The following is a 23,225-nucleotide window of genomic DNA, read 5'->3' as shown; positions in this document are numbered from 1 at the left end:
ACGATCACCGTACCGAGTTCACCACTGCCTGCCACGGCGCAATTTCGCCAGGCCCGGCATCGACACGTGCCCGATCCGGTACCGCACGGGGTCTTCGTCCGGTGCGTCCCCGGCCCACAGCGTGTAGCGCACCAGTTCCCAGCCGCGCGGGTCGATCACGAGCGCGGCCGAGTGGGCGCCTGCGCGCCGCGCGTGCTCGGTCAGGCCTGCGACCGCCGACGTGATCACCTCACCCGGCAGCACCTCGCGGGGCAGGATTTCCGTGCGTTTGCCGGCCGCCCGCGGTGTGGTCCCGAACGCGGGCCCCTCCTCGAACGCGAGCACGGTCCAGTGCTGCACGGGCGGGCGGCCGAAGTCGTCGACGATCCCGCGGAACCCGCCGTCCCACAGGAACGAATGCATGCCCGCCGGGTCGTGCCAGAGGTAGAAGGGGGAGTACTGGTTGAGCGCCGAGCCGTCGACGCCGCGCTCCCGCACCCCGTACGCCTTGAGTCCCAGCCCGGGGAATTCGTCCAGCAACGGTCCCCGCTCGCGCACCCTGCGGTGGATGATCTGCATGTCGTAGCCGGCGGGCAGGGTGATCTCGTAGTGCATGGCGTGCACGGGTGACCTCCGATCGTCGAGGTCCACACTAGGAGGGCGGGGCATGCGGGCGTACGGGTTCGTGGGAGCCGGGGAGATCACGGCGGCGATCGTCGAAGGGCTCGGCGCCGACGGACCTGCGGTGTTCCTGTCTCCGCGCGGCCGGCAGGCCGGTCAGGAGCTGGCGGCGCGGTTTCCGAACGTGCGCGTTTGCGAGACCAACCAGGACGTACTCGACGCGGCTTCGGTGATCGTGCTCGCCGTCCGGCCCGCCGTGGCCCGGGAAGTGGTGGCAGAGCTGGAGTTCCGGCCGGATCACGTGGTGCTCAGCGCCGTGGCCGGGGTGCCGCTGGCGACGCTGCGGGAGTGGACGGCGCCGGCCGCGCACGTCGTGCGGACCATTCCGCTGCCGCAGGCCGCCCGCCGGCAGAGCCGCACCGCGCTGTTCCCGGACCACCCCGTCGCCCGCGAACTGTTCGAGCCGCTCGGCGGGGTGGTCGTCCCGCCGGATGAGCCGACGCTGGACGCCTTCAGCGCCGCCACGGCCACCTTCGCCGCGCACCTGGACTACCTCGCGACCATCGCCTGCTGGCTCGCCGCCCACGGTGTCGAACCGGGCGCTGCCGACGCCTACGTGACGCATCTGTTCGCGCAGCTGGGCCAGTCGCTGGGCACCGCGTCGCTCACCGAGCTGACCGCGAAACACACCACGCCGGGCGGGATCAACGAGCAGCTGATGACCGCGTTGCGCCACGACGACGTGCCCGGCTCGGTGCGCCACGCCCTCGACGCGGTCCTGGCCCGGCTGCGCGAATGACTCAGCTTTCCTTGCGCGCCAACAGATAAGCCTGCGGCGTCTTCTCACGCGGCCCCCTCGCGCGGACGAGCCGGGCCTCCATCGTGAAGCCGGCGTCGGTGAGCAGCCCGGTGATGAAGTCCGGGTCGAGCCGGTAGGCGTAGAGGGAGATGTCGTGGCCGTAGCTGTGGGTCAGGTGCCGGCGCTCGGTGCCGACCTGGAACGCGGTCAGCAGCCGTCCGCCCGGCTCGACCACGCGAGCGAGCTCGGCGACCAGGACCGGCAGCTTCTCCGGCGGCGTGTGGATCAGCGAGTACCACGCGAGCGCGCCCGCCAGCGACGCGTCGGGCAGCGGCAACGCGGCCAGCGACCCGACCTCGAACTCCAGACCCGGATGCGCCGCGCGCGCGACCTCGACCATGCCGGGGGACAGGTCGATCCCGAACGCGGCCAGCCCCCGTCCCGCCAGATACCCCGTGACCCGGCCCGGACCGCACCCGAGATCCCCGACGCGCGCACCGGCGCCCACCAGCTCGGCGAAGGTGTCCAGCATCGCGCGGTCCCACGGGCTCGCGGCGAGATCGTCCTTCAACAGTTCGGCGTAGGACACCGCGACGGTGTCGTAGGCGGTGCGGGTGGCGGACACGAAGTCGGTTTCGGAGGCGGTCATGACCGAGGACGCTAGCGCGCCGGCCGGCCCCGCGTCCGCCGAACGCGCCGCCTACACCCGGGCGCGATCGATGATGGCCGAGGTGTCCGTGCCCGCCGGCAACGTGCCGAACGCGATGCCCCAGTCACCGGCGAACCGCGACGCGCAGAACGCGTCCGCCACCGCCTGGTCACCGTGGCGCACCAGCAGAGAACCCTGCAGCACCAACGCCATCGACTCCACCACGCGCCGCGCGCGGAACTCCACGTCGTCCAGATCGGACAGGTCCTTCTTCAGCCGGTCCACGGCGTCGTCCAGCCGCGCGTCGGCGCCCGCGGCCAGCTCGACCTCGGTGAAGAACGCCGCCACCGACTCCGGCTGACGGCCCATCGCGCGCAACGCGTCGAGCGCCGCCACGTTGCCCGAACCCTCCCAGATGGACATCAGCGGGGCCTCGCGGTAGAGCCGCGGCATCCCGGACTCCTCGACGTACCCGTTGCCACCGAAGCACTCCAGCGCCTCGGCCGCGTGCGCCGGCGCCCGCTTGCACACCCAGTACTTCGTGACCGCCAGCCCGAGACGCCGGAACGCCTGCTCCTGCGCGTCGTCCGGCCTATCGCCCGCCGCCGCGAGCCGCATCGCCACCGTCGCGGCCGCGTCGGACTCCACCACGAGGTCGGCCAGCACGTTCGCCATCAACGGCTGATCCACCAGCGCCTTGCCGAACGCGTGCCGGTGCGTCGCGTGGTGCACCGCCCGCACCGCACCCAGCCGCATCCCCGACGCACTGCCGAGCGCGCAGTCGAGCCGCGTGTTGTTCACCATCTCGATGATCGTGCGGACGCCGCGGCCCTCCTCGCCCACGAGCCAGCCCACGGCGTCCTCGTACTCGATCTCCGACGACGCGTTCGACCGGTTGCCCAGCTTGTCCTTCAGCCGCTGCAGCCGGATCGGGTTGCGGCTGCCGTCGGGCAGCACCCGGGGGAGCAGGAAACACGACAGACCACCGGGCGCCTGCGCCAGCGTGAGGAACAGGTCCGACATCGGCGCGGAGGTGAACCACTTGTGACCCACCAACCGGTACGAACCATCGGCGACCGGACGCGCGGTCGTGGTGTTGGCCCGCACGTCGGAGCCGCCCTGCTTCTCCGTCATCGACATGCCCGCGATCAGCCCGCGCTTGGTGCTCGGCTCCCGCAGCCCGAAGTCGTACTCCGTCGCCGCCAGCAACGGCTCGTACAGCGCCGCCAGCTCCGGGTTGGCGCGCAGCGCCGGAACCGCCGCGTAGGTCATCGAAATCGGGCACGTGTGCCCGGCCTCCACCTGACCCCACACGTACAGCTTCGCCGCCCGCGCCGCGTGCGCCCCGGCCCGCTCGTCACGCCACGGCGCGGCCTGCACCCCGTGCGACACGGCGACGCTCATCAGCTCGTGCCAGTACGGGTGGTACTCGACCTCGTCGATCCGGTTCCCGTACCGGTCGTGCGTGTGCAGCACCGGCTCGTTCTCGTTGACGATCCGGCCCCACTCCTGCGCCTGCTCACTCCCGGCGAGCCGGCCCAGCTCGTGGACCTCCTCGGCCGCCCAGCCCGCGTCCGCGCGGTCCAGCGCCTCGAGCAGCGCCGGATCCTGCGCGACGTCGTAGACCAACGGCGGCACCTGGTTGGTGACCTCATGCGTGGCGGACATCGGAACCTCCCAAAGACCGGACGACGAACGTCCGCAACTCGACGACATCACTCACCGCACCGCCCCGCAGCGGCCCGATCAACACCTCCGCCGCGGCGCCCACCAGCGCCGCCGCGGTCAGCACGGAATCCTGCGCGGGCAACGCACCCGACCGCACCCCGGCGGCCACGTGCTCGGCCACCACATCCCGAAACGCGCGCCGGAACTCCAGCCGTTCCGCGTCGATGAGCGCGTCCACCGGCTCGGCCAGCAGCGCGTACGCCAGCCGCGGCGCCTTCAACGCGCGCGCCGCGAACGTCTCGAACACCGCGGCCACCCGCTCCGCCGGCTCACCCGGGCCGGCCGACGCCTCGCGCACCGCCTCGACCTCCCGCGTCACGACCTGGCGGAACACCCGCACGACCAGCTCGGCCTTGGTGGGGAAGTGGCGGTACACCGTGCCGACGGCCACCCCGGCCCGCTCCGCCACCGCCGCGACGGAACAGCCCGCGTAGCCGTGCTCGGCCAGCTGCTCGACCGCCGCGACGACGATCGAGTCGCGCAGCGCATCGAGCCGCTCCTGCACCTTCCGAGTCCTGCGGTAGGGCACGTCAAGAAGTGAACCACCGATTCATTACTTCGGTCAACCGTACCGTTCGCCCAGCTCACGCCCCAGCCGCGCCAGGCCGGCCCGCACTGCGGGCGGCTCCAGCACCTCGGCCCGGGCACCCCAGCCCGCCACCTGCCGGGCGAGCAGCTCGGCCGTCGGCGCCGCCAGCTCCACCCGCACCCGGTCGCCCTCCTCACCCAGGACCCGGCACTGGCGGCCGAACTGCCGGCGAACCCAGGGGAGGAGCGACCGCTCGACGAGCACCGACGCCGTCGTCCCGCCCCGCCGGGTTTCCACCTCGGCGACCACCTGCGCCCACTCCCGGCCGAGGTCTTCCGGCTGCTCGGCGGGCTCGTCGGTCACGGTCACCGCCGAGATCCGGTCCACCCGGAACGTCCGCCGGCCCCGCTCGGTCCCCGCGACGAGGTACCAGACACCGTCCTTGTCCACGAGCCCCCACGGATCCACCAGCCGTTCTGCCGGCTCGCCACCCCAGGTGGTGTACTCCAGCCCGACCCTGCGCCTGCCCACCACGGCCTGCTGCAGCACCGCCACGAACCCCGGCTGCTCCCGCAGCTCACGACCCCACGCCGACGGATCCAGCACCACCGCGCCCGCCGCCGCCCGGGCATCGTCCCGGAACGTCTCCGGCAACGCCCGCACCAGCTTCCGCAACGCCGACCGGACGTCGGGGGACAGGCGCCCCGCCGGCCCCACCAGCACGAACAACGCCTGCGCCTCCGCCGCCGTCAACCCGCTCAGATCCGTGCGCGCCCCACTGACCAGCTGCCACCCGCCACCCCGCCCGGCCTGCGGATACACCGGCACCCCGGCCGCCGCCAGCGCCTCCAGATCCCGCCGCGCCGTCGCGACCGACACCTCCAGCTCCTCAGCCAGGCGCGCCGCCGTCACCCGGCCCCGCGCCTGCAACACCAGGAGAGCCGCCACCAGCCGATCCGCTCGCATGACCCGATCCTCGCAAAAAAAGTGCTCGGTGGATGAGCACTTAACCGTGCTTGGCTGAAGGCACGACAAACCGGACACCACCGCGAAAGGACCAGCTCATGCTGCGAGGAATGGCCACCCTGAACTTCTCCGCCGACGACCTGCGGGCCGCCCAGGCCTGGTACACCGACGTCCTCGGCATCGAGCCCTACTTCTCCCGCCCCGGCTACATCGAATACCGCCTCGGCGACCACGAAGCCGAGCTCGGCATCGTCGACCGCAAATACCTGCCCCCGGCCCCCGACGGCCCCGCCGGCGCCATCCTCTACTGGCACGTCGACGACCTGGCCGGCTCACTCGACCGCCTCCTGACCCTCGGCGCGAAGGAACACGACGGCATCCGCGAACGCGGCCACGGCTTCGTCACCGCGTCGGTCGTCGACCCGTTCGGCAACGTCCTCGGCATCATGTCCAACCCGCACTACCTCGAAATGCTCACTGCCGGCTGAGCCCTGTGCCCCGGACCGAGGACGCGGCCCGGGGCACAGGGGAGTGGCTCAAACAGGCTCGACCACCCGGATCAGCTTGCGGTTGACGAACTCGCCGATACCCAGCTCCGACAGCTCCCGCCCGAACCCCGAGTTCTTCACCCCGCCGAACGGCATGCGCGGCGAATCGAAGAAACACGAGTTGATGTAGACCATGCCGGCCTCCAAGCGCGCGGCCACCTGCTTCGCGTGCTCGACGTCGGCGTCGAAGACGTAGCCGCCCAGCCCGTACTTCGTCGCATTCGCGAGCGCCAGCGCTTCCTCCTCGCTGTCCACCACGTAGAACGACAGCACCGGACCGAACGCCTCCTGCTGGTAGAGCGGATTCTCCGGCGCGATGTCCGTGACGATCGTCGGCTCGAGGAAGAACCCCGGCCGGTCCAGACGACGACCACCCACGACGATCCGCGCTCCCGCAGCCTCGGCGTCCGCGATCTGCGTGAGCAGCGTATCCAGCGCCCGCTCCATCGCCACCGGGCCCAGCTGCGTCGTCTCGTCCGTCGGGTCACCCACCCTCAACGCCGCGAACCGCGCCGTCAGATCGGCCAGCAGCTGCTCGCCCCGCGCACGGCCGACCACGATCACCCGCTTGATGTTCACGCAGCCCTGCGCCGAGTTGAACGTCCGGCCCATCACGATCTGCTCCGCCGCGAATCCGAGATCCGCACCCGGCAGAACCAGGGCGGGATCGCTGCCACCCAGTTCCAGAACCACCTTCTTCAGGTTCCGCCCCGCACGAGAACCGACGGACGCACCCGCCCGCTCGCTGCCCGTCAAGGTCACCCCGCGCACCCGGAAATCCTCGATCAGCGCCGCGATCTGCTCGATGCTGCAGAACAGATTCGTGTACACCCCCTCCGGCGCGCCGGCTTCCTCGAACAGCCGCGCGAACGCGAGAGCGGACTGCGGAACGCTCTCCGCGTGCTTCAGCAGCACGACGTTCCCCGCCACCAGTTGAGCCGCGACGACCCGGGCCAGCTGGTAGTAGGGGAAGTTCCACGGCTCGATCGCCAGGATGACCCCGATCGGCTCGGCGACCACTGTCGCACCGGGCTCGTCGGGCAGTTCTTCGGCCGCCAGGAACCGTTCACCGTTCTGCGCGTAGTAATCCAGGATGTCGGCGACCAAATCGACTTCCAGGTAACCGAACCGGGTCACCTTGCCCATTTCCAGAGTCAGGTGGTCGACGTATTCGTCCCGCCTCTCGCGCAGGATCTGCGCGGCACGGGCGACGATCCGCGCGCGTTCGGCCGCGGGGCGGAATTTCCAGTCCTCGCGGTACCGCTTGTCCGCGGTTTCCAGTGCGGCGAAGACTTCTTCGTCCGACTGCAGCGGGAATTCCTTGACCAGTTCACCCGTGGCAGGGTTGACCGTAGCGAAGCTCATGACTGCTCCTTGTCCGGCAGTGTCAAATCCCGGACCCCAAGCCGGGTCATGGGGAATGGCGTGTCTTCGAGTATTGCGCCGGGCCGCGATTCGAGCCTGTCCCTGCCGGACGTAGGCACCTGAGGCGTGGGGAGCCGTGCCGATCCACTTTACTTGACATAATGTACATTATCGGCACTTGGCCGACCTGTGGAAGGAAGCCCGGAGAGGGGCTTCCGGAGGCTGATCCGAGGGTATGGGCAGCAGTCGAGAGCACACCCCCGGGAAGCCAGCCGGGGTTGCGGATCCACTCAACCCGATCGCCTGCCGCAGGACGGCTCCTGAGCGAGCCTCCCGGAGGTCGTCCGGAGACCTCGGCGGAGATCCCCGAGTTCAGGCGTCGACACCGCCCGAAGCACCCGTTCAATTCGTCACCGTGACGAATTGAACGCGACTGGCAGGACATCGAAAGCACGCAACCAACACGCGCACTGGAGCGCTGACAGTCGATCAGCCCACGGCGAGCCGCCCGAGGCGGTCCCAGGCGACCACTCGAACAGATGAACGATCCCTCGGCAACGCCGGACAACAGAGCTGTAGACGCACGAAACCGGCCAGGCGAGCCGAGGGCGCGAGACCGAGAGAACCGTTGTCCCCCAAGGGGATTCAGCCCTTCCGCAGCCACGTTTCATGCATAATCGCCATTATGCAGCATACCGGATGACCATCCGGACGTCGAAACTGTCGGTGCTGTGCTGTACAAGATCCACATGCTGGTTTCCGAGGCACAGCAAGCGTTCTTCGCGGCACGGCGGCCGCGCAAGGACTCGCCGCACACCACTGCCGCCTACCGTCGTGACCTGGCCGGGATCACCACTCTCCTGCTCCAGGAGCTCGGCCGTGCGCCCGAAGAGCTGGACGTCGGGCACCTGACGGCGCCGGCGCTGCGCACGGCGTTCGGCGCGTTCGCCGACGGGCACGCGAAGAGCTCGGTGCTGCGGGCGTGGTCGACGTGGAACCAGTTCCTCACCTTCTGCGTGTCCGACGGGCTGCTGGCGGGCAACCCGATGGGCGCGGTCGCCCGGCCCAAGACTCCCCCGCTGGTGCCGAAACCGTTGCGGGGTGAGGAAACTCCGGAGCGGTTGCTCGCCGCGGCGGCCGACGGTGCGCGGCGCGCGCGGGATCCGTGGCCGGAGCGCGATGTGCTGGTGCTGGCGCTCGGGCTGGTGGCGGGGTTGCGGGCGGCGGAGATGCGGGCGCTGACACCGCGTTCAGTGGTGGGCCGGGACGGTGAGCTGCGGTTGCACGTGTCGGGCAAGGGCAGCCGGGACCGGTCGATCCCGGTGCAGCCGGTGCTGGCGAAGCTGATCGAGGACTACGGGAAGTCGTGCCGGCGGCGGTTTCCACAGCTGCGGTTCCCGGCGTCGGAGCCGTTGCTGCGCGACCGGGCGGGTGAGCCGATCGGTCGCGGGGCGCTGGAGTACCTGGTCAAGTCGTGTTACCGGTGGGCGGGGTTGCACGACCGGGTGCCGACGGGGGCGAACCTGCACGCGTTGCGGCACACGTTCGCGACGCGGCTGGCGGAGGACGGGGCGACGGCGTCGGAGATCATGACGTTGCTGGGGCACGCGAGCCTGGCCACGAGCCAGAACTACATCGAGGCGACGGGGCGGGAGCAGCGGGCCGCGGCCGCGAGCAACCGGACGTACCGGGCGTTGGACGGGCTGGGCGCGGGTGAGGCGGGCTGAGGTTCAGTGGTGGGCCATGTACTGGTCGCGGAGCACGTGTTTGCGGATCTTGCCGGAGCCGGTGAGCGGGAACTCGGTCACGAACTGCCACACCTTGGGTGTCTTGTGCGGTGCGAGGTGTTTGCGGACGTGGGCGAACAGTTCTTCCTCGCCGGTGTCGGCGCCGGGGCGCAGGAGCACGAAGGCGCCGACTTGTTCGCCCCACTCCGGGTCGGGGATGCCGACCACGGCGACGTCGGCGACGGCAGGGTGGTCGAGCAGGACGTGTTCGATCTCCCGGGGGTAGATGTTCTCTCCCCCGCGGATGATCATCTCTTTGACGCGGCCTTCGATGGTGAGGTAGCCGCGGTCGTCCATGCGGGCGAGGTCGCCGGTGTGGAGCCAGCCTTCGGGGTCGATGGCGGCGGCGGTCTGTTCGGGCATGGCGTAGTAGCCGGTCATCACGTGGTAGCCGCGGGTGCAGAGTTCGCCGGTCTCCCCCGTGGCGGCGATTTCTCCGGTGAGGGGGTCGACGATCTTGACGGCGCAGGCGGGCAGGGCGCGGCCGAGGGTTTCGGCGCGGTCGTCGGCGCTGTCGTCGGGGGTGGTCATGGTGATGCAGGGCGAGGCTTCGGTCTGGGCGTAGACGATGCACATGGGGACGTCGAGGGTGGCTTCGATGCGGCGGACGAGGGCGGGTGGCACGGTGGCGCCGCCGCTGAGGGCGTAGCGGACGGAGCTGAGGTCGGTCTTGGGGAAGTCGGGGTGGCCGAGCAGGGCGAGCAGCATGGTGGGCACGCCGCCGAAGACGACTCCCCTCTCCTGTTCGAGGAGGGCGAGCTGCAGTGCGGGGTCGAACCAGGGCATGAGGACCTGGGTGCCGAGGGTGGCGATCGGGGCGAGGGTGGCGAGTACGCAGCCGGCGGTGTGGAACAGGGGCATGGGGTTGACGAAGTTCTCGCCGGGGCGCATGTCCAGCGTGCGGGCGTAGGAGAGCAGGGCGTTGTTGGTGATGCCCCGGTGGTGGAGCACGGCGCCTTTGGGGGTGCCGGTGGTGCCGGAGGTGTATTGGATCTGGGCGGGGTCGCCGGGTTCGACGCCGGGCAGGGCCTGGGTGGGCAGCCCGGAGGCGCGGAAGGCGCGCCAGTCTTCGAACCGGATGGTTTCGCGCAGGTGGGGCAGGTCGGGGCGGACGTGGTCGAGGATGGCGGCCATGGGGGTGCCGCGGTACTCGCTGACGAGGAAGACGCCGCAGGCGCCGGACTGGCCGAGGACGTGGCGGAGTTCGGCTTCGCGCAGGGCGGGGTTGACGGTGACGAGGGTCAGGCCGGCGAGGGCGGCGGCCATCTCGAGCAGGACCCATTCGGGGATGTTGTTGGCCCAGGCGGCGACGCGTTCGCCGGGTTCGAAGCGGCCGAGCAGGGCGCGGGCGGCGTCTTCGGCTTCGCCGAGCAGCTCGCCGTAGGTCCAGCGTCGACGCGTCGCGGGGTCGGGCAGGCCTTCGACGAGGGCGGGTGCGTCCGGGGCTTGGCGTGCGGCTTCGCGGAGCAGGTCGCCGACGGTGAGTTCGCGGACGGCGTCGAGTTCGGTGGCGGGTGTGAACGCGGCCTTCGTCACGGGCGTCTCCCTTGCTCGGCCGGCGCGCGGCTTCGCTGCCGGCAAGTCCCCCGGCGACATTCCGGACTCTAGTCCGCTCGGCGGGCCGGCGGAGCCGGTTGAATTCACCGCGGAGCCGTTGGAGTTCTCCGTGGGCCGGGGTGGCTTCTCAGCGGAGCTGCTCGAGGTCCTTCGCGGCGTGCACGATTTCTTCGGCGAGGCGGCGCAGTTCGTCGGCGTCGGCGCCGTCGTGGGTGGCGGTGGCGATGTCCTCGGCAGCGCAGCGCAGCTGGAAGAGGCGGTCCTGCAGGGCGGCGATCTCGGTGTCGGAGAGCACGACGGCGTCTTCGGGCAGGCCGCTGCGTTGCAGGGCGGTGCGGCGTTCGTAGGCGCGCTGGCGGCAGGATTGCCCGCAGTAGCGGCGGCGGCGGCCGACGTTGCCGCCTTCGGGCAGGCGGCGGCCGCACCAGCCGCAGTGCTTGGGTGCGTTGCTGCGGCGTGGTACGACCAGTTCGTCGCCGGTCATCGGGTGCTCGGCCAGTTCCCTCACCCGCCAGACCCTAGCTGGCCATCGTGTTCTCATGCCGAGGCCATGCCGGTGGCGCACACTGTGGGCATGCGCCCACCGTTTGCGTACCTGGCCGACCCGCTCCCCCGTGCGTTCGCCCACCGCGGGTGGCACCTGGACGAGCTGGAGGGGATGGAGAACTCGCTGCCGGCGTTCAAGCGTGCGGTCGAGGAGGGGTACCGGTACGTCGAGACGGATGTGCACGCGACGTCGGACGGTGTGGTGGTGGTGCACCACGACGACACGCTGGACCGGACGACCGACGGTGGTGGGTCGATCGCGGCGCAGACGTGGGAGCAGCTGAAGGGGGTGAAGGTCGGCGGGCGGGCGACGTTGTCGCGGCTGGAGGACGTGCTGGAGGAGCTGCCACAGGCGCGGTTCAACGTGGACGTGAAGGCGAACGGCGCGGTGGAGCCGTTCGTGCGGGTGCTGGAGCGCACGGGTGCGTTCGACCGGGTGGCGGCTGCGTCCTTTTCGGACTCGCGGCTGGCGCGGTTGCGGCGGCTTGCGGGGCCGAAGCTGTGCACGGCGATGGGGCCGCGGTCGGTGCTGATGGTGTGGGCCAACGGGTGGGTGCCGCCGTTGCCGTTGAGCCGGTTGGCGGGCGGGTATCTGGCTCAGGTGCCGGTGAAGCAGGGGCCGCTGACGGTGGTGGACCGTTCGTTCGTGAAGGCAGCGGAGCGGGCGGGGTTCGAGGTTCACGTGTGGACGATCGACGAGCCGGCGCAGATGCGGGAGCTGCTGGACCTGGGTGTGCACGGGCTCGTGACGGATCGGCCGGACCTGCTGCGCGATGTGCTCGTCGAGCGGGGTGTGTGGCAGCAGGCCGGCTGAGCCGCGGTTCTAGCGGGGGCGTTTGCCCTGCCAGGCGGCCTTCCACGTGAGGGGGCCGAGGCGGCCGGAGTCGTTGATGCCGTTGGCGCGCTGCAGGTCGAGGACGGCGGTTTTGGTCTTGTCGTAGTAGCAGCCGGTGCCGGTGAAGCCGTAGCCGAAGGCGTTCATGCGCAGCTGGAAGGTCTTGAGCGCGGGTGCGCAGTCGCCGTAGGCGTAGACGACGCCGGGCCAGGTGGGCATGGCGCCGGGCGGCGCGGGTGGTGCGGGCTGGGGTTTCGGGGCCGGCGGTGCGGGCAGGCCGGTGCCGCCCATGTAGGCGGATTCGTCGTAGGACGGGATGCGCTTGCTGCGTGCGTCGGCGTCGCCGGTGAGCTTGAGCATCCCGGCGCACTGCCAGGGCTGCCAGCCGCGCATCCGGTAGAGGTAGAGCGCGCGGTAGTCCTGTTCGCGGGGGCTGGCCTGGTCGGGGCGGCCTTGGCCGCCGACGCTGCGCCAGGTGGGCAGGTCGAACTGGTAGGCGCCGTAGTAGCCGTTTCCGGTGTTGATCGTGTAGCGGCCGCTGGCCTCGCACATGCGGAGCTTGGCCCAGGAGCTGGAGGCGGGGTCCGCGGACGCGGCGCCGGCGACGGCGAGCTGCAGCCCCAGGACGGCGGCCGCGAGGAGCACGATCCTCACGGCACCGCGGTGAGCAGTGCGAACGCGGTTGGTCATGGGTGCACAGTAAGCACGCGACCCATTGACCACAAGAGTCACACCACGCACACCAGCCTCACACAAAACGGCGAAGAATCGGGTGAGCGACACGCCTCGCGTGCCATTTCGAGAGCCGTTCGGCTCAGCGCGGATGATCGGCGGGCGACGAACCGGACACGGTTTACCCGTTCGGCGGTGTCGCACGCGGCCGCCCCAGTAGTCTGCCGCCTGACCTGGAGATTCGCGACCGCTGAGGAGCCGTGGATGACGCTGGCCGAGACCCGTGACAAGAAGCGGGAACGGTGGGGCTGGTACTTCTACGACTGGGCCAATTCGCCGTTCTATTCATCGGTCACGACCGTGTTCGGGGCGCTCTACATGAGCACTGTCGCGGCGGCGGACGCGAAGCAGAACATCACCCTTAACGGGGACAAGGCGTGCCTCGACGCGTCCGGTGTGGACGACAAGCTCCACAACTGCGACGTGTCGTTGTTCGGATTGCATTTTCCCGCCGGTTCGACGTGGGGTTACCTGCTGTCGGTGGCGACGGTGGTGCAGGTGCTGGTGCTGCCGATCGCGGGCGCGGTGGCCGACCGGAGCCGGAACAAGCGGCGGATCCTGGGCTGGTTCGCGTGGCTGGGCGCGCTGGCGTCGGCGCTGATGTTCTTCATGGCCGGCTCCGACTGGCAGCTGGGGGCGGCGCTGTTCATCGTCGCGAACATCGGCTACGGCGGTTCGCTGGTCGTGTACTACTCGTTCCTGGTCGACATCGCCGAGCCCGACGAGCGCGACGACGTGTCCGCGAAGGGCTGGGCGTTCGGTTACCTGGGCGGTGGGCTCGCGCTCGCGTTGCAGCTGGCGTTCTACCTCAGCCGCGACGCGCTGGGCGTGGACACGGGCACTGCGGTGCGGATCTGCTTCCTGACCTCGGGCCTGTGGTGGGCGGTGTTCACGATCCCGGTGCTGCGGGCGCTCCCCCGCGTCCACACGCCGGTGGCGGTCGAGCGCGGGGTGTCGGTGCTGCGGGCCGGGTTCCGGGAACTGCGGCGGACGGCGGTGGAGGCGAAGGCGTTCCCGCTGACGCTGGCGTTCCTGGGCAGCTACCTGATCTTCGCCGACGGGATCTCCACGGTGGTGGCGGTGTCGGCGCAGTACGGGAAGGACGAGCTGCGCTTCTCCGACGAGGTGCTGATCGTCACGGTGCTGGTGATCCAGTTCCTCGCCTACGTGGGCGGGGTGCTGCACGGGCTCGTGGCGCGCCGGCTGGGTGCGAAGCGGACGATCCTGGGCAGCCTGGTGCTGTGGGTCGTGGTGCTGGTGGGCGCGTACTTCATCCAGCCGCAGCAGCCGCTGCAGTTCTACGCGGTCGCGGTGGGGATCGGACTGGTGCTGGGTGGCACGAACGCGTTGTCGCGGTCGCTGTTCAGCCAGATGATCCCGGCCGGGAAGGACGCGCAGTACTACTCGCTCTACGTCGTGGGCGAGAAGGGCACGTCGTGGCTGGGTCCGCTGGTGTTCGCGGGCGTCGGGCAGGCGACGGGGTCGTTCCGGCTGGCGATCGTGGCGCTGGTGGTCTTCTTCGTGCTCGGGTTCGTGTTCGTGGCGCTGGTGCCGGTGCGGCGCGCGATCGTGGCTGCCGGGAACCGTCCGCCCGCCGTGCTGTGAGCGGGCGGGCCGGGGCCGGATAGGGTCGATCGTCGTGACTGCCCTCGAAGAAGCCGTTCCCGACGATCCCACCGACGCGCTGTCCCCGGTCCCCGCCGCGCGCGCCCGGGGCGGCCGCCTGAAGTTCTGCTACGGCCCGATGGACTGCGGGAAGTCGACGCTGGCCCTGCAGATCGACCACAACCACGCGCGGCAGGGCCGGCGCGGGCTGGTGCTGGTGCGCCACGACCGGTCCGGGGAACCGCAGATCAGCAGCCGGATCGGGATCACGCGCCGCGCCACGGAGGTCGGCACGACCACGGACGTGCGGGACCTGGTGCGCGAGCGCTGGGCCGACGGGCAGCACGTGGACTACATCATCGTCGACGAGGCGCAGTTCCTCTCCCCCGCGCAGGTCGACCAGCTGGCGGAGCTGGCCGACGAGGCCGGCATCGACGTGTACTGCTTCGGCATCGCCACCGACTTCCGCAGCCGCCTGTTCCCGGGCGCGGGCCGGCTGTTCGAACTGGCCGACGAGCTGCAGCCGGTGCAGGTCGAGGTGCTGTGCTGGTGCGGGCTGCCGGGCCGGTTCAACGCGCGCGTTCGGGACGACGAAATACTCCGTGAGGGTGACACCGTTGTGGTAGCAGATACCGAACCGTCTGTAGTTGAATCTTCAGCTTCGGCACGTTCCGATGCCGAATCCACTACGGTCCGTTATCAGGTATTGTGCCGCCGACACTTCCGGTTGGGTGACTTGGGTCCCGCAACGGCCCACCACGGTCAGTTACGGTTGTCGTGAACGGAGCGTCAGTAGCCCAACTGGGGGATATCCGCACTTGGAAGGCGGTGTCTGCGTCACGCCGGAGCGCGAAACCTGTCCCAGTAGAGGAAGCTGATGCCGAAGGGTGACACAGCTCATCGTGAGCAACGACATGGTTACCGGGGAATCCCCCGGACGCCGCGTTCGTTGCATAGGGTGAGCAACACCCTGGCTCCACCCGGAGCTGACTGAAAGGACCCCATCATGGCCGACCGTGTTCTCCGTGGAAGCCGGCTGGGAGCGGTCAGCTACGAGACCGACCGCAACCACGACCTCGCCCCGCGCCGAACCGTGCGCTACGCGTGCCCCAAGAACCACGAGTTCGAGGTGCCGTTCTCCGACGACGCCGAGATCCCGACCGTCTGGGAGTGCCGCCTGCACGGCAGCGAGAGCGAGATCGTCGACGGCGGGCAGCCCGAGCAGAAGAAGACCAAGCCCCCCAGGACGCACTGGGACATGCTTCTGGAGCGCCGCTCCATTCCCGAGCTCGAGGACCTGCTGAACGAACGTCTCGCCGAACTCAAGGGACGCCGGACCAGCCGGTCCGCGTGAGTTTCGGCCAGTAGCTGGCTCCCACCCATCCCCCGATCGATCGGCCCCCGTGACCTCCCTCCACGGGGGCCTTTCGCATGTCCGGGTGGCCGACACCCCCGGTGTCATCCCTTGACCTCGACCTTGACCCGAGGTCAACGTGGATGGTGCGTGCATGACTCCTCCTTCACCGTGGTCGGGCCTGGTCCCGGTCGACGACACCGCGCTGTTCGTGACCGACAGCCACGGCCCCGGCCGTCCCGTCGTTTTCCTCAACGGCTCCTTCGCAGCCCAGCGGTCCTGGCGGCGCGTGATCGCCGAGCGCGGCCCCGGCTGGAGACACATCACCTACGACGAACGGGCGCGTGGCCGCTCGAAGCGCTCGGCGGACTACTCCTTCGAGGGGTGCCTTCGCGACGTCGACGCGGTAGTCGAGGCGACCGGGGTCGACCGGCCCCTCCTGGTCGGCTGGTCCTACAGCGCGGCGCTCGCCGTGCACTGGGCCGACCGGCACCCGGACCGGGTCACCGGCGTGGTCTCGGTCGACGGCGCGGTTCCGTGGGGGCACACCGGCGAGGAAGGCCGGGAGCAGGTCCGGCGCATCTTCCGGAAGATGCGGCTGGTTCTGCCGCTCGCACGTCCGTTCGGGCTGGCCGCCTCGATGAGTGCCGCTCAGCACGCGGAGGTCAACATCGAGATCAACGAGGTCTGCGCGGCCCTCGAACCCGTCCCGGACCGGCTGGCCTGCCCGGTGCGCTACGTTCTCGCCACGGGCGCGAACCTCGGTGGTGGCGCGGAGGAGATGGAGCAGATGCGGGCCTCGCTCGACCCGGTCCTGCGCCGGAACCCGAACCTGCGGGTCAGCGCGAAGGTCGGGAGCAACCACACGCAGATCCTGCGCAAGGACTTCCGGGCGGTCGCCGCCGCCGTGCGGGAGACCGCCGACGCACACGGCCACCAGGCGCGATGACGGACGGGGTGACCATCGGCCAGGCGGCCGCGTTCGCCGGCATCACGATCAAAACGGTGCGGCACTACCACAAGCTCGGCCTGGTCGACGAGCCCGCGCGCGACAGCTCGGGCTACCGGCGATACGGCTCGGCCGAGCTGTTGCGGCTGGTGCAGGTCAAGACGCTGGCCGCCGCCGGGGTGCCGCTGGCCGACATCGGCCCGTTGCTCGCCTCGGACGCCGAGTCCTTCGCCGCCGCCCTCGTCGACGTCGAGCAGCACCTCACCGACCGGATCGCCGAGCTGACCGAGCGCCGGGACACCCTCCACCGGCTCGCCTCCGGCGACCGGACCCTGCTGCCCGACCGCGCCGTGGCCATGCTGGAGGGAATGCCCACCCTCGGCTTCACCCCGTACGACGTGCAAACCGCCCGCGAGTCCTTCGTCCTGGCCAAGGCCCTGGTCCCCGAAGGCTTCGACGACTACCTCACCGACATCGAACACGCACTGCAGGACCCGCGTTTCGTCGAGCTGACCCGGCGCACCGCCGAGCTGGCCGCCTGGGCACCGGACGACCCCCGCGTCGCCGAACTGGCCGCCGACCTCGCCGAGCACTACCTCGCCAACCCCGCGCAGCTCAGGATCGTCACCGGCCTGCAAGCCCGCACCGAAGCCGCCACGCGCTACCGGCTGGTCGCCCACCACCGCGAACAACACGAATCGGCCGCGGCCCGCCTCACCGCGCTCCTCGAAGCCCGCCTCCTGGCCGCCGGCGTCCGGCTCCCCAAACCCGGCGCACGCTGACCCGTCACCCGAAGCGCCGCTTCACTGCGAGCCGGAGGCCTGCGTGACTGGCCGGAGAAGGCCGGTTCCAGTACAGGTTCCGCCGAACATGCGAACGTCGGCCACCCCGGATCGGGACGGCCGACGTTCGTGGTTCTCGGGTGCGTCAGTGGCGGCCGAGCAGGCGCTTGACCTGCTCCAGGCGCCGCTTCACGCCCCACTCTGCGACGCGGAAGAAGGCTTCGCGCATGATGTCGCCGCTCATCTTCGACTGGCCGATCTCGCGGTCGGTGAAGGTGATGGGGACCTCGACGATGTCGAAGCCCGCGTCGGCGGTGCGGCGGGTGAGGTCGATCTGGAAGCAGTAGCCGTGGGAGGCGATCTCGTCGAGCTCGAGCTTCTCCAGCACCGGACGGCGGTAGGCGCGGAAGCCGGCCGTCATGTCGGAGACCTTGAGGCCCAGGGCGATGCGCGAGTACAGGTTCGCGCCGCGCGAGAGCAGCTGCCGGCTCAGCGGCCAGTTGACCGTGCTGCCGCCGGGCACGTAGCGCGAGCCGATGGACAGGTCGGTGTCCGCGACGGCGTCCAGGATCCGCGGCAGGTCCTCCGGGGCGTGCGAGCCGTCGGCGTCCATCTCGACGAACGTGGCGTAGCCCTGCGCCAGGCCCCAGCGGAACCCGGCGATGTAGGCCTTGCCCAGCCCCGCCTTCTCCGTGCGGTGGAGCACGTGGACGCGCTCGTCGGCGGCGGCCCGCTCGTCGGCGAGCTCACCGGTGCCGTCCGGGCTGCCGTCGTCGACGACGAGCACGTGGACGTCCGGGAGTGCCTTGTGGAGCCGGTCCAGAACCGGGCCCAGGTTCTCCCGCTCGTTGTAGGTCGGGATCACCACCAGCACCGGCTCGATTCCTTCGGCCCCCCGCGGCGCCTGCGCCATCCGTCTCCTCCGAATCCGGCGGTTCAGTCCGCCGCGTCCCCTGCTGTCGTGCCGGCGCTCGCGCGCCGAGTGCGAAAACGGAGTACGAACCCGCCGGCGACACCGGCGATCGCCAGTGCCAGCAGTCCGTACTCCGTCCACGCACCGAGTCGATCCGACAGCGTAGTCTGCGTCCGCAGCGGCATGCGGCCGACCAGGGCGTCTGCGGTGAAAAGGCTGGTTGAGCTGGTGATCGTCCCGTCGGGGGCCACCAGGGCGCTCACCCCGGAGGTGGCCGAGACCACCACGGCGCGCCCGTGCTCGACCGCGCGCAGCCGCGACATCGCCAGCTGCTGGTAGCTCATCTCCCCCGGTCCGTACCACGCGTTGTTGGTCGGCACGACCAGCAGCTCGCCGCCGTCGTCGGTCGCTTCGCGGGCGGGGTAGTCGAACGCGGTCTCGTAGCAGATGAACACGCCGACCTTGGTGCCCGCGACCGACAGGGCGGCGTTGCTGCCGTCGCCCGTGCGCATGTCGGCGGTGTCGTCGACGAACGGGGTGACCAGCCGCGCGATGTCGCGAGCGGGCACGTACTCGCCGAAGGGCACGAGCTGCTGTTTGGCGTAGCGCTGGCCCTGCCCGGTCTTCGGGTCCCACACGATCGCGGAATTCTGGGCGGTGCCGTCGGGCAGCCGGTAGAGCGCGCCGATGATGGCGGGCACGCCGTAGGAGTTCACCATCTGGTCCACGGCCGGGTCGTCGCCGTCGACCGCGGTGGCGGTCTCGGGCCACACCAGCAGGTCGGGCTTGGGCACCTTGCCGGCCTGGATCTGCGCGAGCAGTTTTGCGCTCTCCTCGAGGTGGTTCTGGCGCAGCACGTCCCGCTGGCCTTCGAGGGCGATGCCGATGTCGGGTGCGTTGCCCTGCACGGCGGCGACGGTGAGCGAGCCGTCCTGCGCGTCGGTGCCGACCGTCGGCCACACCGCGAGCCCGGCGACGACCGGAAGGAACGTCAGCACCAGCGGCGCGATGAGCTTGCGGTCGCGCAGCTTGCGCTGTTCCCACCAGCGGGCGGCCAGCGCCGCGAGGCCGAAGCCGCTGAGCACCACGGCGAGCCCGACGAGCGGCGCGCCGCCCACCGACGCCAGTGACAGGTACGCGCCTTCGGGCTGGCTGAACGCGACGCGGCCCCACGGGAAGCCGCCGAGCGGGAACCACGCCCGCGGCGTCTCCAGCGCGACGAACACCAGCGCCCCCCACAGCGGTGCCAGCGGCAGCCGGGACACGACCCGGATCAAGACCCCGGCGAGTCCGAAGTAGAGCGACAGCGCGCACGACAGCCCCAGCCACGGCCACGGGCCGAACTCGCGGCCCAGGAAGTCCTGCAGCCACACCAGCAACGCGAGGAAGAACACGACGCCGTAGACGAAGCCGTAGCCGAACGCGCCGCGCAGCGACCGTCCACGAAGGACGAGCGCGAAGCCGGCGAACGCGATCGGCGCCAGCCACCACAGCGGTCTCGGCGCGAAGCTGAGGTAGTACAGGTACCCCGTGGCGCCGGCGGCGACGAGCCGCACCAGCCACGCGCGCGAGAACCGCGGTCGTTTCCGCCGCTTGGAGGTCGTTTCGTGCGGAGCGCCCGGTTCGGGGTCCGCGACAGTCACTGCCACGCCTCGAACTCTAGGAGGCGGAGGTGAACTGGTCGTAGATGACCGTGCCCCCGCGCACGGTCCGCAGGCACTTCGGCAGCGGCGCGCCCGGGTCGAGGCGCGGCAGCGGCGGCACCCCGGAGCGCGGATCGGTGGACCAGCGCTGCACGCGGGTGTCGGCCGTCGCGACGACGAGGTCGGTGGCGTCCCAGATCGCGTAGTGCGCCGGCGCGCCAGGCACGAGGCTGCCGGTCACCCCGTCGTTGACGCCCGCGGCGCGGTGGCCCGCACGCGTGTGGGCGGTGAACGCGGCGCGCGCCGAGAGCCGGGCGGCCGGGGTGTGGTGGTGCACGGCCGCCCGGACGGCGGCCCACGGGTCGAGTGCCGTCACCGGGGAGTCGGAGCCGAAGGCGAGCACCACCCCCTCGGCGGCGAGCGTCGCGAACGGGTTGAGCCCGGCGGCACGCTCGGCGCCGAGGCGCTCGGCGTACATGCCGGTCTCGCCGCCCCAGGCGTCGTCGAACAGCGGTTGCGCCGAGGCGACCACACCCCAGCCGGCGAGGGCGCGGGCCTGTTCGGCGGTGACCATCTCCAGGTGCTCGAGCCGGTGGTGGCGGGCCGCGAGCGCGCGCTGGCCCACCTCCTTCTCGGCGAGCCGGAAGCCTTCGACGACCTCCGCGACGGCGGCGTCGCCGATCACGTGGAACCCGGCCTGCAGCCCGGCCTCGGTGCACGCGGCGAGGTGCTCGCCGATGCCGGCGGCGTCGGTGTAGAGGGCGCCGGACGTGCCCGGCTCGTCGGCGTACGGGCTGCTCAGCGCGGCGGTGCGGGAGCCGAGCGCGCCGTCGACGAACAGGTCGCCCGCCACGCCGTGCGCACCGAGGGCCCGGGCGGTGTCGAGGCCGCGGAGCTCGCCCCAGTAGCCGACGATCTCGGGCAGGCCTGGTTCGGCGGCGAGGGTGAGCAGGCCCGCGAAGTCGTCCCGGCCGGCGATGTCGGGGCCGCCGCACTCGTGCACGCCGACGATCCCGCGCGCGGCGGCCTCGGCGAGGAACGCGCGCTGCGCGGCGGTGCGCTGCTGCGGCGTGATCGCGGCGCGCGCGGCCGCGCGGACCTGGTGGTGGGCGTCGCGGGTGAGCGGTCCGTCGGCGGAGAAGCCCGCGGCGGCGCGGGCCCCGGGGGCGAGATCGATCAGGGCGCTGGACACGAGCGCGGAGTGCACGTCGACGCGGCTGAGGTACACCGGCGCCGGGCCGGCGGCGTCGTCCAGCTCGGCGCGGCTGGGCAGGCGCGGGTCGGTCCAGGCCGACTCGTCCCAGCCGTGCGCGAGGAGCACCTGCTCCGGTGCGGCGGCGACGGCGGTGCGGACGGCGGCCAGCAGCTCGCCGGCGCTGCGCACGCGCGTGAGGTCGAGACCGGTCAGGTGCAGGCCGGTGGCGGTGGCGTGCACATGGGCGTCGACGAACGCGGGGGCGACGAACGCGCCGTCGAGGTCGACCACCGTCGCGTCCGGGTGCAGCGCGCGGGCGGGGGCGTCCTGGCCCACCCAGACCACGGTGCCGCCGGAGACGGCGAGGGCTGTCGCGTCGGGGGAAGACGGGGTGTAGATCCTGCCGCCGAGCAGGAGCGTCGTGCTGTCGTTCGTCACGGTGTCGAGTCTCCCCCGCGTCCCCGGCGCCGGCCGTCGGGGGTCGGTTTTCCTCACTCCGCGTGAACACGGTTCCACCCCTGTGAGCCAGGTCACCTGAACGGGTCGGGCGGATCGGCACGTGCTTGGTCCGTAGGGAGCGCCGCCGCCAGGTGGCCGCCGAAGGGGACGCGCGGTGCGGGCGACCGGCCGTGTGGGAGACAGGGGACTTCGATGCACCAGATCGTCGCGAGCCCGGTGACCGGGCTCATCCAGGCCGAAGACATCACCGACCTCGTCGCGGTGACCGAAGGCGAGGTGCTGCTGCCCGGCGAGCGCGGATACGCCGCCGAGTGCGCCGCGTTCAACGTCAACAACCCGCTCGAACCCGCGCTCGTCGTCGCCGCGGCCTCGGCCGCCGACGTGCAGAACGCCGTCCGGTTCGCGCGGCGCCGATCACTGCCCGTAGCGATCAAGGCCACGGCCCACCAGGTCGTGGTTCCGGCCCACGGCGCGGTGCTGATCACCACGAGCCGCATGACCGGCGTGACCGTGGACCCGCGCCGGCGCACCGCCCGCGTCGAGGCCGGCGCCCGCTGGCAGCAGGTCCTCGACGCCGCGGCCGAGCACGGGCTGGCGCCGCTGGCCGGGTCCGCGCCGGGTGTCGGCGTCGTCGGCTACACGCTCGGCGGCGGCCTCAGCCCCGTGATCGGGCGGACCCGCGGTTACGCCGCCGACCACGTGAGGCTCATCGAGGTCGTGACCGCCGACGGCACGCACCGGACCGTGACGGCCGAGACCGAACGCGACCTGTTCTGGGCGCTGCGCGGCGGCAAAGGCAACTTCGGCGTGGTCACCGCGCTGGAGTTCGACCTGTTCCCCGTCACCCGCTTCTACGGCGGCGGCCTCTACTACGCGGGCGAGGACCTGGCCGTGGTGCTGCACGCGTGGCGCCAGTGGGTGCCGCTGCTGCCGGAGGAGGCCACGACGTCGGTGATGGTGCAGCGGCTGCCGCCGGCGCCCGAGCTGCCCGAGGTGCTGCGCGGCGCGTTCGTGGTGCACCTGCGCTACGCCCACCTCGGCTCGCCCGCCGACGCCGAACGGCTCCTCGCGCCGCTGCGCGACATCGCCCCCGTGCTGCTGGACCTGGTCGAGGACAAGCCGTTCAGCTCCATCGGCGAGATCCACCTCGACCCGGCCGACCCGATCCCCTACTACGACCGCACCACCAGCCTGCGCGAGGTCACCGCGGAGACGATCGACGCGCTGATCGAGCTCACCGGGCCGGGCTCGGACTGCCCGCTGCTGGGCGTGGAGCTGCGCGCCCTCGGCGGGGCGCTGGACCGCGAGCCCGCCGCGCCGAACGCGGTGCCCGTGCGCGGGGTGCCGTTCCTGCTGTTCGCGCTCGGCGTCGGCGGCCCCGAGCGTGCCGAGGAGCTGCGCGCGGCTCTCGACAACGTTGTCGGCGCGCTGGAGCCGTGGACGGCCGAGCGCCAGTCACCGAACTTCCTCTCCGCCGACGAGGGCTCCTCGGCCGCCGCGGTGCGCGCCATCTACGGGCCGGAACGCTACGACCGGCTCGCCGCGGTGAAGCAGGTCTACGACCCGGGCAACCTCTTCCGCGTGAACCACAACATCCGTCCGGCCGCCTGACCCCGCGTGCCGCGGCGGTCACGACCGCCGCGGCACACACAGTCACCGTGCAAGAAGATTTACGCCGTGGGAA

Annotated in this window: 22 protein-coding genes; 10 read left to right on the top strand and 12 right to left on the bottom strand. The window is 71.3% G+C overall.

From position 1 onward, the window contains the following. Positions 1 to 18: 18 nt before the first annotated feature. The gene (locus ACFY1H_RS08575; protein WP_386945950.1) at positions 19 to 594 is read right to left on the bottom strand and encodes a DUF4865 family protein; all 576 of its coding nucleotides are present in this window, start codon (positions 592 to 594) and stop codon (positions 19 to 21) included. Between the two features lie 52 nt (positions 595 to 646). On the opposite strand from ACFY1H_RS08575, the gene ACFY1H_RS08570 reads away from it, so the two are divergent. Next, positions 647 to 1,399, top strand: a complete 753-nt coding sequence (locus ACFY1H_RS08570) for an NAD(P)-binding domain-containing protein (RefSeq protein WP_366576081.1) — start codon at positions 647 to 649, stop codon at positions 1,397 to 1,399. 1 nt (position 1,400) lies between these two features. Here ACFY1H_RS08570 and ACFY1H_RS08565 read toward each other — a convergent pair whose 3' ends face one another. From ACFY1H_RS08565 to ACFY1H_RS08550, 4 genes are read right to left on the bottom strand one after another with little or no spacing between them, the layout of a single operon-like run. Then, positions 1,401 to 2,048 (bottom strand): class I SAM-dependent methyltransferase, encoded by a 648-nt coding sequence (locus tag ACFY1H_RS08565; protein ID WP_366576083.1) that lies wholly within the window; start codon positions 2,046 to 2,048, stop codon positions 1,401 to 1,403. A gap of 51 nt (positions 2,049 to 2,099) precedes the next feature. Next, a complete protein-coding gene (locus tag ACFY1H_RS08560) occupies positions 2,100 to 3,716 on the bottom strand; it encodes an acyl-CoA dehydrogenase family protein (protein ID WP_366576085.1) in 1,617 nt (538 codons plus the stop codon). Then, positions 3,700 to 4,305 (bottom strand): TetR/AcrR family transcriptional regulator, encoded by a 606-nt coding sequence (locus ACFY1H_RS08555; RefSeq protein WP_386945514.1) that lies wholly within the window; start codon positions 4,303 to 4,305, stop codon positions 3,700 to 3,702. Before ACFY1H_RS08555 ends, ACFY1H_RS08560 begins: the two co-directional genes overlap by 17 nt. Before the next feature lie 33 nt (positions 4,306 to 4,338). Next, complete coding sequence (locus tag ACFY1H_RS08550; protein WP_386945513.1) at positions 4,339 to 5,271, bottom strand: helix-turn-helix transcriptional regulator; 933 nt, start codon at positions 5,269 to 5,271, stop codon at positions 4,339 to 4,341. 98 nt (positions 5,272 to 5,369) lie between these two features. Here ACFY1H_RS08550 and ACFY1H_RS08545 point away from each other — a divergent pair, with 98 nt between their 5' ends. After that, positions 5,370 to 5,759, top strand: coding sequence for a VOC family protein (locus tag ACFY1H_RS08545; RefSeq protein ID WP_366576091.1), 390 nt, complete (start codon positions 5,370 to 5,372; stop codon positions 5,757 to 5,759). A 48-nt stretch (positions 5,760 to 5,807) separates the two neighbouring features. Here the strand turns inward: ACFY1H_RS08545 and ACFY1H_RS08540 are convergent, their stop codons facing one another. Continuing rightward, entirely contained in the window at positions 5,808 to 7,184 is a 1,377-nt protein-coding gene (locus ACFY1H_RS08540) for an NAD-dependent succinate-semialdehyde dehydrogenase (protein ID WP_386945511.1), read from the bottom strand. A 731-nt stretch (positions 7,185 to 7,915) separates the two neighbouring features. Between ACFY1H_RS08540 and ACFY1H_RS08535 the strand changes: the two genes are divergently transcribed. Further along, entirely contained in the window at positions 7,916 to 8,911 is a 996-nt protein-coding gene (locus tag ACFY1H_RS08535; protein WP_386945509.1) for a tyrosine-type recombinase/integrase, read from the top strand. Between the two features lie 3 nt (positions 8,912 to 8,914). Here the strand turns inward: ACFY1H_RS08535 and ACFY1H_RS08530 are convergent, their stop codons facing one another. Then, positions 8,915 to 10,507, bottom strand: a complete 1,593-nt coding sequence (locus tag ACFY1H_RS08530; RefSeq protein ID WP_386945507.1) for an AMP-binding protein — start codon at positions 10,505 to 10,507, stop codon at positions 8,915 to 8,917. Positions 10,508 to 10,655: 148 nt separating this feature from the next. Beyond that, positions 10,656 to 11,012: a hypothetical protein gene (locus tag ACFY1H_RS08525; RefSeq protein ID WP_364180209.1), complete on the bottom strand. Its 357-nt coding sequence runs from the start codon at positions 11,010 to 11,012 to the stop codon at positions 10,656 to 10,658. Positions 11,013 to 11,102: 90 nt separating this feature from the next. On the opposite strand from ACFY1H_RS08525, the gene ACFY1H_RS08520 reads away from it, so the two are divergent. Further along, the gene (locus ACFY1H_RS08520; protein WP_366576097.1) at positions 11,103 to 11,888 is read left to right on the top strand and encodes a glycerophosphodiester phosphodiesterase; all 786 of its coding nucleotides are present in this window, start codon (positions 11,103 to 11,105) and stop codon (positions 11,886 to 11,888) included. 9 nt (positions 11,889 to 11,897) lie between these two features. On the opposite strand, the gene ACFY1H_RS08515 is transcribed toward ACFY1H_RS08520, so the two are convergent. Beyond that, entirely contained in the window at positions 11,898 to 12,599 is a 702-nt protein-coding gene (locus tag ACFY1H_RS08515) for a transglycosylase family protein (protein WP_386945506.1), read from the bottom strand. 246 nt (positions 12,600 to 12,845) lie between these two features. On the opposite strand from ACFY1H_RS08515, the gene ACFY1H_RS08510 reads away from it, so the two are divergent. The 5 genes from ACFY1H_RS08510 (at position 12,846) to ACFY1H_RS08490 (ending at position 17,331) form a co-directional block, all read left to right on the top strand. Further along, entirely contained in the window at positions 12,846 to 14,246 is a 1,401-nt protein-coding gene (locus ACFY1H_RS08510; protein WP_386945504.1) for an MFS transporter, read from the top strand. Positions 14,247 to 14,280: 34 nt separating this feature from the next. After that, positions 14,281 to 15,027 carry a thymidine kinase gene (locus tag ACFY1H_RS08505; RefSeq protein ID WP_386945502.1) on the top strand — a complete coding sequence of 249 codons (747 nt, stop codon included), beginning with the start codon at positions 14,281 to 14,283 and terminating at the stop codon, positions 15,025 to 15,027. A 225-nt stretch (positions 15,028 to 15,252) separates the two neighbouring features. Further along, positions 15,253 to 15,600 (top strand): RNA polymerase-binding protein RbpA, encoded by a 348-nt coding sequence (locus ACFY1H_RS08500; RefSeq protein ID WP_091613651.1) that lies wholly within the window; start codon positions 15,253 to 15,255, stop codon positions 15,598 to 15,600. 154 nt (positions 15,601 to 15,754) lie between these two features. Beyond that, positions 15,755 to 16,549, top strand: coding sequence for an alpha/beta fold hydrolase (locus ACFY1H_RS08495; RefSeq protein ID WP_386945501.1), 795 nt, complete (start codon positions 15,755 to 15,757; stop codon positions 16,547 to 16,549). Next, positions 16,546 to 17,331 carry a MerR family transcriptional regulator gene (locus ACFY1H_RS08490; protein WP_386945500.1) on the top strand — a complete coding sequence of 262 codons (786 nt, stop codon included), beginning with the start codon at positions 16,546 to 16,548 and terminating at the stop codon, positions 17,329 to 17,331. The genes ACFY1H_RS08495 and ACFY1H_RS08490 overlap by 4 nt, the downstream gene beginning before the upstream one ends. A 145-nt stretch (positions 17,332 to 17,476) precedes the next feature. Here the strand turns inward: ACFY1H_RS08490 and ACFY1H_RS08485 are convergent, their stop codons facing one another. Genes ACFY1H_RS08485 through ACFY1H_RS08475 form a run of 3 tightly spaced genes read right to left on the bottom strand, consistent with a single transcriptional unit; the run spans position 17,477 to position 21,520 of the window. After that, positions 17,477 to 18,244 carry a polyprenol monophosphomannose synthase gene (locus ACFY1H_RS08485; RefSeq protein ID WP_360601452.1) on the bottom strand — a complete coding sequence of 256 codons (768 nt, stop codon included), beginning with the start codon at positions 18,242 to 18,244 and terminating at the stop codon, positions 17,477 to 17,479. 23 nt (positions 18,245 to 18,267) lie between these two features. Then, positions 18,268 to 19,893 carry an apolipoprotein N-acyltransferase gene (gene lnt / locus ACFY1H_RS08480; RefSeq protein WP_366576107.1) on the bottom strand — a complete coding sequence of 542 codons (1,626 nt, stop codon included), beginning with the start codon at positions 19,891 to 19,893 and terminating at the stop codon, positions 18,268 to 18,270. 10 nt (positions 19,894 to 19,903) lie between these two features. Next, a complete protein-coding gene (locus ACFY1H_RS08475) occupies positions 19,904 to 21,520 on the bottom strand; it encodes an amidohydrolase (RefSeq protein WP_386945497.1) in 1,617 nt (538 codons plus the stop codon). 213 nt (positions 21,521 to 21,733) lie between these two features. Between ACFY1H_RS08475 and ACFY1H_RS08470 the strand changes: the two genes are divergently transcribed. Beyond that, on the top strand, positions 21,734 to 23,152 hold the full coding sequence (locus ACFY1H_RS08470; protein ID WP_386945495.1) for an FAD-binding oxidoreductase: 1,419 nt from the start codon (positions 21,734 to 21,736) through the stop codon (positions 23,150 to 23,152). Positions 23,153 to 23,225 lie beyond the last annotated feature (73 nt).

Origin of the sequence: Amycolatopsis sp. NPDC001319 (assembly GCF_042896185.1) — a bacterium.
GTDB lineage: Bacteria > Actinomycetota > Actinomycetes > Mycobacteriales > Pseudonocardiaceae > Amycolatopsis.
This window is presented reverse-complemented; position numbering and strand designations above follow the sequence as displayed.